The sequence below is a fragment of the Streptomyces sp. NBC_01384 genome (assembly GCF_045040035.1).
Lineage (GTDB): Bacteria > Actinomycetota > Actinomycetes > Streptomycetales > Streptomycetaceae > Streptomyces.
In genome coordinates this window covers 8,308,209-8,325,820 of the sequence record NZ_CP109559.1, presented here as the reverse complement: position 1 = coordinate 8,325,820, position 17,612 = coordinate 8,308,209, and the positions used below count along the sequence as shown (strand labels likewise).

13 protein-coding genes are annotated in these 17,612 nt (G+C 71.5%); 8 read left to right on the top strand and 5 right to left on the bottom strand.

What is annotated here, in order from left to right:
• The first annotated feature begins 46 nt into the window (after positions 1–46).
• Complete coding sequence (locus OG747_RS38300; RefSeq protein WP_405883935.1) at positions 47–1,960, top strand: hypothetical protein; 1,914 nt, start codon at positions 47–49, stop codon at positions 1,958–1,960.
• A gap of 64 nt (positions 1,961–2,024) precedes the next feature.
• A complete protein-coding gene (locus OG747_RS38295) occupies positions 2,025–2,723 on the top strand; it encodes a hypothetical protein (RefSeq protein WP_405883934.1) in 699 nt (232 codons plus the stop codon).
• 65 nt (positions 2,724–2,788) lie between these two features.
• Here the strand turns inward: OG747_RS38295 and OG747_RS38290 are convergent, their stop codons facing one another.
• The 4 genes from OG747_RS38290 to OG747_RS38275 all read right to left on the bottom strand — a co-directional run bounded on the left by OG747_RS38290 (position 2,789) and on the right by OG747_RS38275 (position 9,396).
• Positions 2,789–3,517 carry a class I SAM-dependent methyltransferase gene (locus tag OG747_RS38290; protein WP_405883933.1) on the bottom strand — a complete coding sequence of 243 codons (729 nt, stop codon included), beginning with the start codon at positions 3,515–3,517 and terminating at the stop codon, positions 2,789–2,791.
• 200 nt (positions 3,518–3,717) lie between these two features.
• The gene (locus OG747_RS38285) at positions 3,718–6,219 is read right to left on the bottom strand and encodes a SpoIIE family protein phosphatase (protein WP_405883932.1); all 2,502 of its coding nucleotides are present in this window, start codon (positions 6,217–6,219) and stop codon (positions 3,718–3,720) included.
• A gap of 158 nt (positions 6,220–6,377) precedes the next feature.
• On the bottom strand, positions 6,378–8,768 hold the full coding sequence (locus tag OG747_RS38280) for an MFS transporter (RefSeq protein ID WP_405883931.1): 2,391 nt from the start codon (positions 8,766–8,768) through the stop codon (positions 6,378–6,380).
• A gap of 184 nt (positions 8,769–8,952) precedes the next feature.
• Positions 8,953–9,396, bottom strand: a complete 444-nt coding sequence (locus tag OG747_RS38275; protein WP_405883930.1) for an SRPBCC family protein — start codon at positions 9,394–9,396, stop codon at positions 8,953–8,955.
• 206 nt (positions 9,397–9,602) lie between these two features.
• Here OG747_RS38275 and OG747_RS38270 point away from each other — a divergent pair, with 206 nt between their 5' ends.
• The 4 genes from OG747_RS38270 (at position 9,603) to OG747_RS38255 (ending at position 13,448) form a co-directional block, all read left to right on the top strand.
• A complete protein-coding gene (locus tag OG747_RS38270) occupies positions 9,603–10,655 on the top strand; it encodes an Rv2578c family radical SAM protein (protein ID WP_405883929.1) in 1,053 nt (350 codons plus the stop codon).
• Between the two features lie 170 nt (positions 10,656–10,825).
• Positions 10,826–12,430 carry an alpha/beta hydrolase gene (locus tag OG747_RS38265; RefSeq protein ID WP_405883928.1) on the top strand — a complete coding sequence of 535 codons (1,605 nt, stop codon included), beginning with the start codon at positions 10,826–10,828 and terminating at the stop codon, positions 12,428–12,430.
• A 56-nt stretch (positions 12,431–12,486) separates the two neighbouring features.
• Complete coding sequence (locus OG747_RS38260; protein ID WP_405883927.1) at positions 12,487–12,885, top strand: RidA family protein; 399 nt, start codon at positions 12,487–12,489, stop codon at positions 12,883–12,885.
• A gap of 26 nt (positions 12,886–12,911) precedes the next feature.
• Positions 12,912–13,448, top strand: coding sequence for a GNAT family N-acetyltransferase (locus OG747_RS38255; RefSeq protein ID WP_405885917.1), 537 nt, complete (start codon positions 12,912–12,914; stop codon positions 13,446–13,448).
• 140 nt (positions 13,449–13,588) lie between these two features.
• Here the strand turns inward: OG747_RS38255 and OG747_RS38250 are convergent, their stop codons facing one another.
• Positions 13,589–14,158 (bottom strand): adenylosuccinate lyase, encoded by a 570-nt coding sequence (locus OG747_RS38250; protein WP_405883926.1) that lies wholly within the window; start codon positions 14,156–14,158, stop codon positions 13,589–13,591.
• Positions 14,159–14,535: 377 nt separating this feature from the next.
• Here OG747_RS38250 and OG747_RS38245 point away from each other — a divergent pair, with 377 nt between their 5' ends.
• Both OG747_RS38245 and OG747_RS38240 read left to right on the top strand, forming a co-directional pair.
• On the top strand, positions 14,536–16,341 hold the full coding sequence (locus OG747_RS38245) for a 3-hydroxyacyl-CoA dehydrogenase family protein (RefSeq protein ID WP_405883925.1): 1,806 nt from the start codon (positions 14,536–14,538) through the stop codon (positions 16,339–16,341).
• Positions 16,342–16,477: 136 nt separating this feature from the next.
• The gene (locus OG747_RS38240; protein ID WP_405883924.1) at positions 16,478–17,290 is read left to right on the top strand and encodes a TetR family transcriptional regulator; all 813 of its coding nucleotides are present in this window, start codon (positions 16,478–16,480) and stop codon (positions 17,288–17,290) included.
• Positions 17,291–17,612: the final 322 nt, after the last annotated feature.

Here is a 17,612-nt window from a genome sequence, read left to right as displayed (position 1 = left end):
CGCCCGGGGGCGGGCGCGGTCCGCCCTTGGGGGGGAAGGACCACACATGACGGCACTGGGGGACGGGCCCGCGTTGCTGTACGACACCGGGTCGCCGGTGCCGGGACCGGGGGGAATTCCGGTCACCTACGAGCAGTTCGCCACCGGGAGCCTGCCGGTGGTCGGCGTCGGCGTCGAGGCACTGCCGGTGCCCCGGCTGAGCTCCGGGCTCAAACTGCACGGGGAGTACCAAGGGTCGGGCTTCACCGAGCCGAAGTACATCGCACGCCGCGGAGACGGCCAGGTCGTGCAGCTGTCGCGACTGCTGTACCTGGTCGCCTCCGCGATCGACGGCGTCCACGACATCGAGACCATCTCGCACCGGGTCAGCGCCCGTTACGGCCGCGAGCTCAGCGCCGACAACGTGCGCTACCTGGTCGAGGAGAAACTCGATCCGCTGGGTGTCACGGTGCCGGAGGGCAAGGAGGAGGACGAGGTCTCCGCGCCGCGCTCGGACCTGCTCCTTGCCCTCAAAGGGCACCGGATCATGTTCAACGAGCGCAGGGCGGACCGGATCGCCCGCTCCCTGGCCTGGCTGCACCGCCCCGCGGTGGTCGTGCTGACACTGGCGGCGGCCGTGGCCATGGACGTCTGGCTGTTCGGCTTCTTCGGCGCGGTGGAACCCGTGCTGCAGGTGCTCGACCAGCCGGTACTGATGCTCGTCGTGTTCGCGCTCACCGTGGCCTCGCTGGTCTTCCACGAGTTCGGCCACGCCTCGGCGTGCAGATACGGGGGCGCGCGGCCGGGGTGCATCGGCTGCGGGCTCTTCCTCATCTGGCCGTCCATGTACACAGACGTGACGGACATCTACCGGATCGGCCGGGCCGGACGGCTCCGTACCGACCTGGGCGGGGTGTACTTCAACGTCGTGTTCATGCTCGCAATGGCGGGCGCGTACTTCGCCACCGGGCAGCAGTTCTTCCTCGCCACGGTCTATCTCGGGCACTTCGAGATCCTGGAACAGCTGATGCCGGCCGTCCGGCTGGACGGCTACTACATCCTGGGCGACCTGGCGGGGGTCCCGGACCTCTACGGCAAGATCAAACCGATTCTGCTGAGCACGATGCCGGGGCGGCGCGGCAAGGCGGCCCGTGCCGAGGTCGTCGGCCTCAAGAAGTCGTCCCGCACCATCATCACCACCTGGGTGCTGACGATGGTGCCGCTGCTGGTGGGCGAGCTCGGGTACGCGCTGTGGAACCTGCCGCGGATCGTCGCGACGATGGTCCGCTCGCTCACCGACCAGCTCGTGGGTACCGGGGACGCCTTCGCGGGCGGTCAGATCGCCGCGGCGCTGATGGGCGTGGTCGGCTGCTTCATGCTGCTGTGCCCGATGGTCGGCGTGGTCTATCTGTCGGTCAAACTGGGCGGCCGGGTCTTCCGCGCCGCCAAGGGCTCGACGGCGGACAAGCCCCGGCTGCGGGTGGCGCTGTGCGGACTGGCCCTGGTCGGTCTGGGCACGCTGAGCTACGCGTGGGTGTCGGGTGTGACGCCCGAGCCACTGCCGAAGCGGCCGCCGATCGCGCCGATCCTCCAGCCCGGTGTGTCCACGGCCGAGCCGCCCGCCCGGCCCGCGACCTCCCCCGGCCCGCACACGTCCCCGTCCGACACCTCCGCGGCCCGGCCGTCGAACGCCGCGTCCCCCGGTGCCTCGGCCGCCGCCCCGCCGAGCGCGTCGGCCTCGCCCAGCGCGGACGCCACGGCCTCGACGTCACCCGGCGCCGCCCCGTCCAAGAAGCCGACCACGCCCGCCGGCGGCCCGGGTACGACGGGTTCCGCCTCGGCCGGCCCGCTCGCCGGTCCGTCCGCCCCGCCCAGCCCGTCACCGTCCGCCTCACCGTCCACGCCGGCGCCCTCGACGGACCCGCCGGCCCCGACCGACTCCGTCAGCGCGAGCGGCGCGCCGAGCCCGGCCACCCCGTGACCGCCCTCGGCGATCACCGCACCGTGGCCGTCGTCCCGCTGAACCCATACCGCAGGAGACCCATGTGAGTACCCAAGTGAACACGCATCGAAAGCCCCACCCCATCGGACGGACCCTCTCCCGACGAGCCATGCGCATCGGCCTGTTCGCGGCCGGCGCGGCCGGTATCGCCGCCGCAGTCCCGGCCCAGGCCGCCACCGCCGCGGCGGGCGCGGTGGCCCACAACGCCGTCGCGGAGGACCACACCTTCAGTCACGCCGACCGGGCGCATCCGACCCAGGTCAAGGACTCCTTCAGCGTGCGTCAGCTCGGCACGGTGAACGCCGTGGGGGTGCACAACCAGGCCAACGCCGTCTCCGTGGGCTGCTCGGTGGACGCGCACTGCCGTTCGGTGGCGCTGTCCTTCCAGATCGTCACCCTCGCGGGCGAGCACACGCATCTGAACGCGGTGAACCTCAGCGACGCGGCCAACTCGCACTGCAACGGCTGCCAGACGCTCGCCGGCGCCTACCAGTTCGTCGTCTCCACCGCCAGTCCGTTCACGCTGGACGGCGCCACACAGACCAGGCTCGCCGACATCCACCGCAGGCTGGACGAACTGACCCGGTCCAACATCCCGGCCGCCGACCTCAAGACGAAGGTCGACTCACTGGCCGCCGAGGTCACCGGCGTCCTGCACGACGCCGTGGCGAACGCGCCCAAGGCCCCGGACCAGCCCGCCGTCGCGGTGCACCGCCACCTGGACGGCTGGCCCGGCCGCTGACAACGGCCACCGTGAGGGGTACGGCGTCACCGACCGGCCGGTGACGCCGTACCCGTGTTCCGGCTTCACCCAGCGGTACGCCCTGCCACCAGCCACTTCGACGGCAGCTCGATCCGCACGCCGTCGGCCGTGTACTCGGTGGTGACGAGCGGGAGTTCGCCGCTCGCGAGGACGGTCAGGCCTGCCGCGCCGAGGTAGTCGGGGACAGCGTCGTCGGAGACCTCGCCGGGTGCGATGCCGTGCCGGAAGATGGGGGCCAGCTTGGGCGGCGGTCCGTCGGAACCCTGGGCGAGCCCCATCAGAACGGGACGGGCCGCCTCGGAGAGTTCGACGAGAAAGGCCCGGCCGCGCTCCCCCACCAGGGTGGCGAGACCGTCCACCAGTGGCTGGCGGTCGTCCGGTTCGCACTGGTGGAGCACGCCCCGCATATAGACGTTGGCGTCGCCGAGCTCCGCGTGCAGGGTCTGCGCCTCGCTCTTCTCGGCCGCGTCGAGCAGCCGGTACATCGCCTGGGCCGCCGGATCGGCGAGGCGGGCGTGTTCGAGCGCGGCGGCCGAGAGGTCGGCGCCGACGACATGCGGGAAGCGGTCGGCCAGGAAGCGGGTCTGGGTACCGTTGCCACAGCCCAGGTCCACGATGGGCAGGTCGTGCGCCGCCACGTACGGCTCGAAGAGGGCGAGATGGATGCCCGCGGTCAGTGCGGGGTCCGCGTCCCAGAAGACGGCTCCCTGCTCCTCGGGGGCCTCGCGCCAGAAGCCCTCCCAGGCCTCCCTGTACCGACTTGTCACGCTCATGCCCGCTCCCCAGGTCGCCGTCGCAGCCCGCCGAGGATGGCGGGCGAGATCGGTTTATCGCGCCCGGCGTGCGGCGACAAGCACGGGGCGCATTTCCTGCACGGTTCGTTTCGACGCGTGTACGCCGATACGCGCCCCGTGCGCCCCCGTGAGCTCGCAAGCGCGTCCGCGTGTCACCGCCGCGGAAGCCGCTCGCAGTGTCAGCGCCTCGGCAGGGTCAGCTCGAACCACACGGTCTTGCCGGCGCTCGTGCGGCTCGTGCCCCACTCGCGGGCCAGCGTGCTGACGACGCGCAGCCCTCGGCCGAACTCCTCGCCGGGGCCCGCGCTCAGCAGCGTGGGCAGGGTGTGGTCGTCGTCGGCGACCTCGCACAGCAGGCTGTCGCCGCGCACAAGCCGCAGCTCGATCTGGCGGCCGTGCGCGTGCCGTACGGCATTCGTCACCAGCTCGCTGACCATCGACTCGGCGGGGTCGGCGAGCCGGGCCAGGCCCCAGTCGTGGAGCTGTTCGCGGACCACGGCGCGGGCCCGGCCCACCTCGACCGGGTCGAGAGAGAGCCGCCACTCGGCGACGTCCTCGGGTTCGATGCCGTTGAGCCGGGCCATCAGCAGCGCCACGTCGTCCTTGCGGCCGCCGCGGGTGTTGAGGGCGCGGATGATCGTGTCGCAGGCGTCGTCCATGGACGCGGCCGGGTGGGCGGCGGACTCGCAGAGGGTGGCGAGGCCGACGCCGATGTCCTCGCCACGCACCTCGACCAGGCCGTCGGTGCACATCACGAGCCGGTCGCCGGGCGCCACACGCACGCGTACCGCCTCGAAGGGCACGCCGCCGACCCCGATGGGCGCGCCGGTGGGCAGGTCGAGCAGCTCGCTGTGGCCGTCCTCGGCGCGGACCAGGACGGGCGGGATGTGGCCCGCGTTGGCGATCTGCAGCTCACCGGCGATGGGGTCGTAGACCGCGTACAGACAGGTCGCGAGGTAGTGCTCGCCGAGCCGCTGGGCCAGGTCGTCGAGGTTGCGCAGGAGTTGGGCGGGCGGCAGGTCGAGCGCGGCCATCGTCTGCACCGCCGTACGCAACTGGCCCATCATCGCGGCCGAGTTGAGGCCGTGGCCCATCACGTCGCCGACGACGAGGGCGGTACGGGAGCCGGGCAGCTTCACCGAGTCGAACCAGTCGCCGCCGACGCGTCCCAGCAGGGTGCCGGGCAGATAGCGGGTCGCGATGTCGCAGCCGGCCATGCGGGGCGCAATGTGCGGCAGCATGCTGTCCTGGAGGGTCTCGGCGACACTCTCCTGGTAGGTGTACATGCGCGCGTTGTCGAGGACGAGGCCCGCGCGGGCCGCGAGTTCGGCGCCGGTGACCCGGTCCATGTCGTTGAACTCGACGCGCTCCGGGTGGCGCAGCAGGATCATGAACCCGAGGACCACATTGCGGGCCTTCAGGGGGACGACCAGCATGGAGCGGTGGGTGATGAGCGGCCTGATGTCGCGCTTCTCGAACTGCGCGGCGATCATGTGGCCCATCTGCTCGCTGATGCGCGGCACGAGGACGGGCTCACCGGTGGTCATGCACTGGAAGAACGGGGTGTGCGCGGGGAACGGCATGGCCTCGCCGACCGGCACGACGTCGTCCCAGCGCCCCGGCTCGTCGGTGTGCTCGACGGCGACCCGGTGCCACATGGTGGTCGTGTCGGGCACGCCGTCGGGGAAGCCCTCACCGGCGACGACCTGTTCGCGCAGATAGGTGCCCGCCACGTCCGTGAAGCGCGGCACCACGGCCCGGCTGACCTCAAGGATGGTCTGTGCCAGGTCGAGGGAGGTGCCGATGCGCCCACTGACCTCGTTGAGGAACTCCAGGCGCTCGCGCACGGCGACGTATTCGAGGTCCTCGCCCTCCTCGTTCTGGAGCTCCTGCGGCAGGGGCTCACCGGAGGCCACCGCGCGCTCCGCGCGCTCCCGGCGCGCCTTGCGCTCCGCGCGCCGGGGCACGCCCCAGTCGGGGGTGACCGGCACCCGGTCGTTCTGGCTGAACTCCAGCACGGGATAGCCCAGTTCGAGGACCTGGGAGACGATGCGGGCGCCTTCGCCGACGCTCATGCTGGGCAGGATCTCGGGCAGTCCCCGGGCCAGTTCCTCGGCGCCGGGGAAGTCGGTGTGCAGCGCGAAGCCGGGCGCGATGCGCTCGACGACCACCTCGTCGTCCTCGTGGCGCATCGCGTCCGCGTCGGCGGCGAGCACGAGCAAACGCTCCTGTCCGGGACCGACCAGCGGATACGCCCACCACAGCACGTCGACGCGGTCGCGGCCCAGGTCGGGCACGGTGAGGCGGGCGCGCCCGGCGGCCGGGTAGGAGAGCCGTCCGTCGAGCGAGGACTCCAGTCCTGGGCCGAGTCCGTCGTACGCCGCGTACGCCCCGTAGGGCGCCGCCGTCTCGTTCTCCTCGGGGAGTGCGCCGGAGACAGGAAGCAGATCGACGGCGAGGCTGCCCACCGCGCCCTCCTTGGGCACGCCGAACAGCCGTCGGGCACCGGTGCTCCAGTGCGACACCAGACCGTCGCGGTCGACGACGACCACGGCCAGCGGGATGCGCCCGGCGTCGGTGTGCTCCACCGCGCCGTTCCCAGCTCCGCGGCTGAGAGGTGCGCCCACTTCGGTGCCACGCGCGGTGCCACTTTCTGTGCCACTTCCTGTGCCACTTTCCATGGCCGAGGCCCTTTCTCCCCACGGCTCCGCAAGATCTGTGCCGCCTCCACTACCGTACGGCTGCGGCCCGCCGCGATGTGCGGCAATACGGGAATTGACCTTTCCCGGGGGCGGCTCCGGCGCACCACCCGCCTCCGCGGAGGTTCCTGCGGCGGCGGTCAGTCTTCGTGGCCGAGCTGCAGATCCCGCTCCGTGCGCCCCCCACCGGCCACTTGCAGCACGGTGGCCACCGGCGGATAGCCCGCGGCGATCACGGTGTACTCGCCGGAGGAGAGGTCGACGAACCGGAACGTGCCGTCGGCGCCGGTGGTGAGCGTGTCCACCACGTTGCCCGCGGCGTCCAGGAGCGTCACGCGCGCGTCTTCGACGGGCCGTCCGCCGCCGGCCCGCACGGTGCCCCGGAGCACGGCGCCGCCCGCGAGTTCGACGTCCTGGCGGGTCTCGCGCGCGGCCTGCACGCTGACGGGCAGGGCGGCCGGGCGGAAGGCGGGCGCGCTGGCGGCGAGGGTGTACTCGCCCGCCACCAACTCCGTGATGACATAGCCCCCTTCACGCCCGCTGCGGGTGGTGGCCACGACTTCCCCGTGCACGTTGGTGAGGGTGACGATGGCGTCGCGCACGGGGGTGCCGTCCGCGGTCAGTACGCTCCCGGCGAGGCGTCCTGCGCCGCCGAGGACGACGTCCAGTTCCACGGGGCGCTCGCCGATCGTCACCGAGACGGCCTGTGGCTGGTGGCCGCCGGCCGCGGCGATCAGGATGTACGACCCCGATCCGGGCGTGGAGAGCGCGTACCGCCCGTCCTCGCCGCTGGCGCCCCGCCCGATCTGCTGTCCGGATACGTCGATGAGGGTGAGCGCGGCGCGTGGCACGACGGTCCCGTCGGGGTGCTGCACGGTGCCGCAGACGGGGATGCCGGCGGCGTTCGACGAACGGGCCTGCGGGATCGAGGCGTTCACCTGTGCGGTCTCCGGGTCGGCGGCGGGGGCGTTGTAGGACACCAACGGTTTCTCCTTGAGGAAACAGGCGATGAGCAGGCCTAGGGCGAGCACCGGCACGAGGTGGAGGAAGATCCGGGGCATGGCGTCCGCGTAGGCCCCGATGTAGTCGTCGCGCAGGGCGGCGGGCAGCGTGTGGACGAGCTGCGGGGTGATGGACGTGGAGTCCGGCAGGCCGGTGCCCGCGCGCGCGGGGAGGCGTTCGGCGAGGGCGTCCGAGAGCCGGTGGGCGAACAGCGTGCCGAAGATCGCGGCGCCGACGCTGCCGCCGATCTGCCGGAAGTAGTTGTTGGCGCTGGTCGCGGTGCCGAGGTCGGCCGGGCGCACGGAGTTCTGCACGGCGAGGACCAGGACCGGCATCACCATGCCGATGCCGGCGCCGAGGACGGCCATCCAGACGCTGTACTGCGCGCGGGGTGTGTCGACCTGGAGGCGGGAGAGCAGCCACATGCCGAGGACCGACAGGGCGCTGCCGAGGACCGGGTAGATCTTGTAGTGCCCGGTGCGGGTGATGAGCTGTCCGCAGACGACGGAGGCGCCGACGATGCCGCCCATCATGGGGAGCATCAGGAGTCCGGACTCGGTGGCGCTGGCCCCGTCGACCATCTGCAGGAAGGTCGGCAGATAGCTGGCGGCGCCGAAGAGGGCGACGCCGATGACGAGACCCACCAGGGCGGTGATGTTGAAGACACCGTCCTTGAACAGCCGCAAGGGGATGAGGGGTTCGGCGGCGAAGCGCTCGGCGACGAAGAAGAGGACGGTCGCGGCGAGCGCGCCCGCGCCGAGCCCCAGGATGACCCGTGAACCCCAGGCGTACTCGGTGCCGCCCCAGCTGGTCAGCAGGACCAGACAGGTCGACGCGGCGGCGAGCAGCAGCACACCGAGCACGTCGACGCGCCCCCGCACGGTGGGCTTCGGCAGTTTCAGGACGGCGGTGACGACGGCCAGGGTGACCAGGCCGAAGGGCACGTTGATGTAGAAACACCACCTCCAGGAAAGGTGGTCGGTGAAATAGCCCCCCAGGAGGGGCCCGGCGACCGAGGCGAGGCCGAAAGCGGCGCCGATCAGGCCCATGAAGCGGCCGCGTTCGCGGGGCGGCACGATGTCCGCGATGATCGCCTGTACGCCGATCATGAGGCCGCCCGCGCCGACGCCCTGGATCGCCCGGAAGGCGATCAGCTGGTCCATGGTCTGCGCCCGCCCGGCGAGCGCCGAGCCGACCACGAAGACGACGATCGCGAACTGGAAGACACCCTTGCGGCCGAAGAGGTCGCCGAGCTTGCCGTAGACCGGGAGTCCGACGGTGGAGGTGAGCAGGTAGGCGGTGATCGCCCAGGACATCCTGTCCAGGCCGTGCAGCTCACCGACGATCTTCGGGAGCGCGGTGGCCACGATCATCTGCTCCAGGGCGGCGAGCAGCAGCGCGAGCATGAGCCCGAAGAAGACCAACCGCACCTGGCGCGGGCTCAGCCGGGCGGTTCCGGGTGCCGTCGGAGGGGAGTGCTGCGGGGGCGCGGCAGCCGGTTCGTCCTTCACCAGAGTGATCCCGCCCACGTACCGCTCCCCTCGTCGCGCCCACTGCACAATTGCCGCTTATCGCGACAACTGCGAGTAAGCGCGACGAGTTACGGCGTACCGCAGCGTCGCGGGCAGATCCACTCGAAACGGTGAGGGTGACAACGGGCCCTGGAGAGTTGCCTCTTGGGCCGAGCGGCGCTCAAAGAAGCGTGCGTCCGGGCTACTTCTCCGTCTCGGCGGCGAGCTTGTCGAGCACGAGGCCGTAGATCCGGCCGAGGCCCTTGGGCGCGAAGGTCCTCTCGAAGAAGCCGCCGATGCCGCCGGCGCCGTTCCAGACGGTGGTGACGACCGCGCGGGACTTGCCCTCGCCGGCCGGGGTGACCCGCCAGGTGGTGACCATGGAGGAGTTGCGGTCCTTCTCGACGAGCTCGCCGTCGGTGGGCTCGGTGACCTCGAGCAGACAGTCGCGGACGCGCTTGCTGGTGGCCTGGAGCTTCCAGTGGACGAGGGTGCCCTCGCCGTCGCCGCCCTCGCGCACCTCGTACTCGCTGAAGTGCTCGGGCAGCAGCTTCGCGCGGGTGCCGCTGTAGTCGGCCAGGGCGTCGAACACCGCCTCCGCGTCCGCCGCGATGACCCGCTCCGTCGTGGCCTCGACCTGCGCCATTGCACTTCCTCCAGCACTTGGTGTCTCGGGGTGTGCGGCAAGCCAACCACCAGGCGGCCCGACCCCCCAAATCGGGGTCCCCATGGGGCACGGAAAGGGTCCCCGTCCAGGCGTGGAAGGGATGCTCCGACGTGCGCGGAAAACCGGGTCGCACGATCAAGGGAACATGTGTTCTATTCTCTGCCCAGTGCTATCGAGGAGGCGTCATGCGCTGGGAGAACCTCACAGTGGACCCCGCCGGGGACCGCGCCCGGAACGCCACGCTGTTCGGCGCGGACGCGGTGACCACCCGTACGTTCGACAGCCCCGAGTTCCGTGGCATCACCTTCCACGAGATCCGGGCCCGCTCGATCGTGAACCGGGTGCCGGGGGCCTCCCGCATGCCCTTCGAGTGGACGGTCAATCCCTATCGAGGGTGCACGCACGCGTGCGTCTACTGTTTCGCCCGCAAGACCCACAGTTATCTGGACCTCGACACGGGACTCGACTTCGACTCCCAGATCGTGGTGAAGGTCAACGCGCCGGAGCTGCTGCGCCGTCAGCTCGGCTCACGCCGCTGGCACGGCGAGCACATCGCGATAGGCACCAACGTCGACTGCTACCAGCGGGCCGAAGGCCGCTACCGGCTGATGCCGGGCATCATCGCGGCCCTGCGCGACCACGCGAACCCCTTCTCGATCCTGACGAAGGGCACGCTGATCCTGCGCGACCTCGACCTCCTCAAGCAGGCCTCCGAGGTCACCGACGTCGGGATCTCGGTCTCCGTGGGCTTCACCGACACCAACCTGTGGCGCACCGTCGAACCGGGCACGCCGGCACCCGAACGCCGCCTGGACGTCGTCCGCACGCTGACGGACCACGGCATCGGCTGCGGGGTCCTGATGGCCCCCGTGATCCCCTTCCTTGGCGACAGCCCGGCCCAACTGCGCGCCACCGTACGGGCGATCGCCGCCTCCGGAGCCACCTCGGTGACCCCGCTCGTGCTACATCTGCGGCCCGGCGCCCGGGAGTGGTTCATGGCCTGGCTGGAGCACCACCACCCCTATCTCGTACGGCGTTACGAGCGGCTGTACGCGGAGGGCGCGTACGCCCCGAAGTGGTACCAGCGCCGGATCACCCGTCAGGTTCACGAGCTGGCCCAGGAGTACGGCATCGGTCCCACGCGCGCGGGGATGCCGCGCAGGATCATCGCGCCCTCCGAGTCCGCCGAGCCGGTGGCGCCCGCCACGCCGGAGCCGACCCAGCTCACCCTGCTCTGACCACGGCGAACGACCGTTGCCCGGCCCGTTCCTGACGGCATCCGGGCGCATCACGCGGCTCAATTGGGTCAAGACTTTCCAGAACGAGTTCTTCCGGGGCCCCTGTCCGGGACGATGCGGCGAAGGCCGTGGCGTGCACGGCTCAAAATCCTCCGTCCTTGGGAGGCTCTGTGAAGAAACGCGCAGCTGCTCTGTGCGGGGCGGCCGCCGTGCTGGCCGGGATGATCACATCGATCCCCGCCGACGCGAGCGCCGGTTCCGCGACCGCACCGCGCACCACCCTCACCACCGCGAAACCCACCTGGAAGAAGTGCGGGACCAGCAAGTATCCGACGCTCCAATGCGCGTCCCTGACGGTGCCGCTGGACCACACCAAGCCCCACGGCCGGCAGATCACCCTCGCCCTCTCACGCGTCCCGCACACCGCGAAGACCTACCAGGGGCCGCTGCTGGTGAACCCGGGCGGCCCCGGCGCCAGCGGGCTCTCGCTGGCCGGATTCGTCGCATCCTCGCTGCCGAAGGCAGTGGCGGCGCAGTACGACGTCATCGGCTTCGACCCGCGCGGTGTCGGCGCCAGCAAGCCCGCCCTTGACTGCAAGCCCGGGTCCTTCAACCCGGTGCGCCCGGACTCCGTGCCCAGCACCCCCGCGATCGAGAAGGCCAACCTCGACCGCGCCAAGGCCTTCGCGAAGGCGTGCGGCAAGAAGTACGCCGACCTGCTGCCGTACATCGACACGGTGAGCGCGGTCCGGGACATGGACTCGATCCGCGCCGCGCTCGGCGCCAAGAAGATCAACTACTTCGGTTACTCGTACGGCACCTACCTGGGCGCCGTGTACGCGAAGCTCTACCCGCAGCGCGTACGCCGTCTGGTGCTCGACTCCATCGTCGACCCCAGTGGTGTCTGGTACGAGGACAACATCGGCCAGGACTACACCTTCAACGACCGCCACCAGGCGTTCCTGGCATGGGTCGCCAAGCACGACGCGACCTACAAGCTCGGCACGGACCCGGCCAAGGTCGAGGCCAAGTGGTACGCCATGCGCAGGGCGCTCGCCAAGAACCCCGCGGGCAAGAAGGTGGGCGCCTCCGAACTGGAGGACACCTTCATTCCCGGCGGCTACTACAACGGCTACTGGCCCTCCCTCGCCGAGGCGTTCGCGGCCTACGTGAACGGCAAGAACACGGCCCCGCTCGTCGCGGCCTACGAGAACCTCGGCGCCATCAACGCCTCCGGCGACAACGGTTACAGCATCTACACCGCGGTGCAGTGCCGTGACGCGTCCTGGCCGCGCGACTGGAACCAGTGGCGCAAGGACAACTGGGCGGTGTACGGCAAGGCGCCGTTCATGGCCTGGAACAACGCCTGGTACAACGCGCCGTGCGCGTTCTGGCCGACGAAGACGCTGCGGCCGGTGAACATCGCCAACAAGGCGCTGCCGCCGACGCTGCTCTTCCAGGCCACGAACGACGCGGCCACTCCCTACCAGGGCGGCGTGACGGTCCACCACCTACTGCGCGGCTCCAGCCTGGTGGTCGAGCAGGGGGGCGGGAACCACGGCATCACGCTGAGCGGGAACGCCTGTCTGGACAAGTACCTGGCGGCGTACCTCACCAACGGCAAGGTGCCGCACGGCAGCGGCGTGGCCGACGCGGTGTGCAAGAAGCTGCCGGACCCGGAGCCGAAGAACACGAAGGCTGCGTTGTCCACCGCCTCGGGCGGTGCGTCCTCGGCTGGCGCGACGCTGCACGGGCTGCTCGGCCACCGCGACTGAGCACGCCCTGACGGCCCGTCGGGGGCGTTGTCAGACCCATGGTCCACCATGGACGCATGAGTGAGCTGACCCGCATTCCCGCCCCCGACGGGGTCGCCCCCGCCGCCGCGTACTCGCATGTCGTCCTCGGTACGGGCCGCTTCGTTGCGGTCTCGGGGCAGCTCGCCCTGGACGAGGACGGCAGGCTCGTCGGCGCGGGCGACGCGGCGGCGCAGGCCCGTCAGGTGTTCGAGAACCTGCGCCGCTGTCTGGCCGCCGCCGGGGCGACCTTCGACGACGTCGTCAAACTCACCTTCTTTGTCACGGACATGGCCCATATGCCGGCCGTCCGCGCGGCCCGCGACGCCCACATACCCGCGGACCGCCTCCCGGCCGCGTCGGCGGTCCAGGTCGCCGCGCTGGTCCGCCCCGAGTTCCTGATGGAGATCGAGGCGTACGCGGTGGTGGGCGAGTGAGCGCAGCTCCGGTCCGGATCCGGGAGATGGTCCGCTCGGACTGCGAGCGGGTGGCCGAGATCCGCATCCGCGGATGGCAGACCGCCTACCCGGGGCTGATGCCCCAGTCGTACCTGGACACACTCAGCGTGACCGAGGACGCGGCCCGGCGGCGCGAGCGCTTCGGGCGCGGCGGCGGCGCGGTCGTGAACCTGGTCGCCGAGCGGGACGGCAAGGTGATCGGCTGGGCCTGCCACGGCCCGTACCGGGACGACGAAGCCCGCGGCGAGGACGTCGGGTCTGCCGAGTTGTACGCGATCTACGTCGATCCCGAGCGGGTCGGGGCCGGGGTGGGCCGCGCACTTCTCACGGAATCGATCGCCCGCTGCACCGCCGCGGGGCACGCGCGGATGCTGCTGTGGGTCCTCAAGGGAAACACCGGGGCACGCCGGTTCTACGCACAGGCCGGGTTCGGTCCCGACGGTGGCGAGGAGCCGTTCGAGGTGGACGGTGTCGCCGTGCCCGAGGTCCGGTACGCCCGCACCCTCACGCGCCCCGGCGCCGGCACCGGGGCGCTCCGGTAGCGCGGGAACTCTTTGCGGTTCCGACCGTTCCCGTGCGGACGTCTCGGACTACGCTCGAAGGGCTCGGTCCGGAGCGCGACGGCACGGTGAGCACGGTCGACGAGGCGCTGCGGGAGGCGGCCCGTCGACCGCCCGCCGTGTCACCTGGGCAGCCGGGCCAGCGCCTGCACCGCCGCCTCGGCGAGAGCCGGATGCGCGAGCGCGTCGTTCAGGACGGGTCTCGCGCGTGCGTCGCCCAGCGCGCCCAGCCCCTCCACACAGGCGAGGGCGACTCTGCGGTACGGGTCGTGCGGGCGCAGTCGGCGCCGCAGTGTGGTGATCAGCGCCGGTACGGCCTCGGGAGCGCGCAGCTCGACCAGCAGCCGTACCGGACGGAGCGCGTAGGCGACGCGCAGTTCGTTGGTGGCGAGCGCGGCCGCCGCGCGGGCCGTGCGCGGATCACCGAGCCGGGCGAGCGCGTACGCCGCGGACGCACAGCGCTGCGGGTCGCGGTGGTTCAGCAGCAGGACGAGCGCCTCGAAGGCCCGCCGGTCCCCGGCGAGCCCGAGCCGGAAGGCGACCAGCTCCCGCGCCCACAAAGGCTGTCCGGGCGCGGTCAGCGCGACCGCCAGCACATCGTGATCCCCGGTCGCCACGAGTCGCTCGTACGTCGGCGACGCCCCCGCCTCGTTCCGTAAACGCTCCGTGAGTGATCGCAACTCTTCGTCCATGGCGCCGAGCCTAGGCGCGGCTCCCGTGACCGCGGGACGTACATCACAAACTCGGGGGCTGGCGCGCTCGTTACTCGCGGGTTAAGCTCAGACGAGCGAGTTACCCACTCGTGTCTTGCTTGCGGTGGCCTGGTGACGCAGCCACCGTGAGAGCAGTCGGTTCGGTACTTCAGGTACCGCAGTACGACACGGCTCCGGGACAGGGCCGGTCGGCTTCACCGTTCATCGGGCACGCCCTTGCGGGCACCCCCGTTTCGCACGGCACCGGGCGTGTGCGCTGGTCAGCCCGGAAACACCCGCACCCTCCGCACTCCGTGCGCCCCCTCGGCGTACCTGCGTGCGCTCCTCAGTCGTCACCCTCTCCCTGGAGTTCCGCGATGGCCACTCCCCTGTCCGACACCCCTCTGTCCCCGCTCAAGACCGTCGCCGTCATCGGCCTCGGCACGATGGGCACCGGCATCGCCGAGGTCCTCGTCCGGGCCGGCCGCGAGGTCATCGGCATCGACATCAGCGAGGCCGCGGCCGCCCAGGCCGTCACCGCCCTCGAAGCCTCCACCGCCCGCGCCGTGCAGCGCGAGCGCCTCACCGAGCAGGAGCGCGCCGACGCCCTGGCCCGCTTCCGCACCTTCACCGACCTCGCGGCCGCCGCCGACGCCGACCTGGTCATCGAGGTGACCCCGGAGTCGTACGACATCAAGCAGCAGGTCTTCCGCGCGCTGGACGGCATCGTGCGCCCGGACACCATCCTGGCCACCGGCACCAACGCTCTCTCGGTGACGCGCCTGGCCGCCGACTCGGCCCGCCCCGAGCGCGTCCTCGGCCTGCACTTCTTCAACCCGGCGCCCGCGATGAAGCTGGTCGAGGTCGTCTCCTCGGTGCTGACCGCGCCGACGGCCGTCTCGGCGGTCACCAACCTCGCGCTCGACCTCGGCAAGGAGCCCGTCGCGGTCGGCGACCGCCCCGGTTTCGTCGCCGACGGGCTGCTGTTCGGCTACCTCAACCAGGCCGCCGCGATGTACGAGGCCAAGTACGCCTCCCGCGAGGACATCGACGCCGCGATGAAGCTCGGCTGCGGCCTGCCCATGGGCCCGCTCGCGCTGCTCGACCTGATCGGCGTCGACACGGCGCGTACCGTCCTGGAGGCCATGTACGCGGAGTCCCGCGACCGGCTGCACGCCCCCGCGCCCATCCTCAAGCAGCTCAGCGAGGCGGGCCTGACCGGCCGCAAGTCGGGGCGCGGCTTCTACTCGTACGAGGCTCCCGGCAGCGCCACGGTCGTGCGGGACGCGCTGACTCCCCTGTCCGGTGGGTCCGAGGCCCCTGGCCGTACGATCCGCTCCGTCGGCGTCGCGGGCTCCGGGACCATGGCGTCCGGCATCGCCGAGGTCTTCGCGAAGGCCGGGTACGAGGTCGTCCTCGCCGCCCGCACCGAGGAGAAGGCGCAGGTCGCGAAGGCCAGGATCGGCAAGTCTCTCGCGCGGTCGGTCGACAGGGGCCGGATGACCGCCGAGGCCGCCGCGAGCACCCTGGACCTCATCACCCCGGCAGGCTCGTACGACGCCTTCGCCGAGGTCGATCTCGCCCTGGAGGCGGTCGCCGAGGACCTGGAGGTCAAGCAGCAGCTGTTCACGGTGTTCGACAAGGTCTGCAAGCCCGGCGCGATCCTCGCCACCACCACCTCCTCGCTGCCCGTCGTCGCCTGCGCCCGCGCCACCTCGCGCCCGCAGGACGTGATCGGCATGCACTTCTTCAACCCGGCCCCGGCGATGAAGCTCGTCGAGGTGGTCCGGACCGTCCTGACCGCGGACGACGTGCACGCCACGGTCCGTGAGCTCTGCGGGAAGATCCGCAAGCACCCGGTGGACTGCGGAGACCGCGCCGGTTTCATCGTGAACGCGCTGCTCTTCCCGTACCTGAACAACGCGATCAAGATGGTCCAGGAGCACTACGCCTCCCTCGACGACATCGACGCCGCGATGAAGCTGGGCGGCGGATATCCCATGGGCCCCTTCGAGCTCCTGGACGTGGTCGGGCTGGACGTCTCCCTCGCCATCGAGAAGGTGCTGCACCGCGAGTTCCGCGACCCCGGTCTCGCCCCGGCGCCGCTCCTGGAGCACCTGGTGGCCGCGGGCTGCCTCGGCCGCAAGACGGGCCGCGGCTTCCGCGAATATGCCCGCCGCTGAGCGTCCCGGCGACCGGCTGCGCGACACCGCCGATTGGGGCGGACTGCTCGACCCGGCCTCAGGCCCCCCGCCCGTCGAGGGCGGGGGGTTCCCCGGACATGCGCGTTCTCCTGCGCACATGCAGTACGTTCGGGTCATGTCCCAGCCCGCCAAGTCCTCACGTACACCGGCCACGCCCGACGCGCCGGAGAGCGCCGCGGGCAGTCGCGCCGCCGCCCAACGGCTCAAGATGCGCCGAGAGCTGGCGGCCGCGGCCATGGAACTGTTCGCGACCAAGGGGTACGAGGCGACCACCGTCGACGAGATCGCGGCCCGGGCCGGGGTGGCCCGCCGCACGTTCTTCCGCCACTTCCGCTCCAAGGAAGAGGCGATCTTCCCCGACCACGACGACACCTTGATCCGCGCCGAGGCGGTCCTCAACGCGGCACCGGCGCACGAGCACCCGCTCGACACCGTGTGCCGTGGCATCAAGGAAGTCATGAAGATGTACGCGGCCCAGCCCGAGATCTCCGTCTCGCGCTACAAGCTGACCCGCGAGGTACCGACGCTGCGCGAGGCCGAGATCGCCTCCGTGGCCCGGTACGAGCGCCTGTTCACGCGCTACCTTCTGGGCCACTTCGACGAGCACGCCCACGACGACGACGCGAACGACGATCCGCTGCTCGCGGAGGTCGCCGCGTCCGCCGTGGTCACGGCCCACAACCATGTCCTACGGCGCTGGCTGCGCGCCGGGGGCCAGGGCGACGTCGAGGCGCAGCTGGACCACGCCTTCTCCATCGTCCGCAAGACGTTCGGGACGGGGATCGGGGCCGGGCGGGATGCCACGCCCAGGTCGGCGCCGACGTCCGCCTTCACGGAGGGGGACGTGCTGGTGACCGTGGCCCGGGTCGACGCGCCGCTGGACCAGGTGATGCGGACGATCGAGCAGGCGCTGCGGGAACGGTCGTAGGTCGTAGGTCCTTCCGTCGCAGAACCGCGGCTCTTCCGCCTGTCCTCAAGCGCCGGACGGACTGCTCCGGAGGCGCCGCTCCCCCGGACAGCAGCCGGGAGCGCTTCGCGCCGGGGCCCCCGGAGAGCTGTACCGGGACCCCGGAGCCCTGCCCGGGCTCGACGGCGCCCCGGCGAGGGCCGGAGCTCCGCCCAGGGTTACCCGCACCCTGGTGACAGCCCCGGCCCCGACCAGGCTCACCCGCGCCGCGCCTGGGGCCCGTCCCGCTCGGACGTGCCGCCCCGGTGTCGAGATCCACCGCCCGTGGCGCCGGCATCCGGTG

Excerpts from the sequence above, each read along its gene's own strand:
- OG747_RS38300 (WP_405883935.1), top strand. The coding sequence starts at position 47 with ATGACGGCACTGGGGGACGGGCCCGCGTTGCTGTACGACACCGGGTCG.
- OG747_RS38290 (WP_405883933.1), bottom strand. The coding sequence starts at position 3,517 with ATGAGCGTGACAAGTCGGTACAGGGAGGCCTGGGAGGGCTTCTGGCGC.
- OG747_RS38285 (WP_405883932.1), bottom strand. The coding sequence starts at position 6,219 with ATGGAAAGTGGCACAGGAAGTGGCACAGAAAGTGGCACCGCGCGTGGC.
- OG747_RS38275 (WP_405883930.1), bottom strand. The coding sequence starts at position 9,396 with ATGGCGCAGGTCGAGGCCACGACGGAGCGGGTCATCGCGGCGGACGCG.
- OG747_RS38270 (WP_405883929.1), top strand. The coding sequence starts at position 9,603 with ATGCGCTGGGAGAACCTCACAGTGGACCCCGCCGGGGACCGCGCCCGG.
- OG747_RS38260 (WP_405883927.1), top strand. The coding sequence starts at position 12,487 with ATGAGTGAGCTGACCCGCATTCCCGCCCCCGACGGGGTCGCCCCCGCC.
- OG747_RS38255 (WP_405885917.1), top strand. The coding sequence starts at position 12,912 with ATGGTCCGCTCGGACTGCGAGCGGGTGGCCGAGATCCGCATCCGCGGA.
- OG747_RS38250 (WP_405883926.1), bottom strand. The coding sequence starts at position 14,158 with ATGGACGAAGAGTTGCGATCACTCACGGAGCGTTTACGGAACGAGGCG.
- OG747_RS38245 (WP_405883925.1), top strand. The coding sequence starts at position 14,536 with ATGGCCACTCCCCTGTCCGACACCCCTCTGTCCCCGCTCAAGACCGTC.
- OG747_RS38240 (WP_405883924.1), top strand. The coding sequence starts at position 16,478 with ATGTCCCAGCCCGCCAAGTCCTCACGTACACCGGCCACGCCCGACGCG.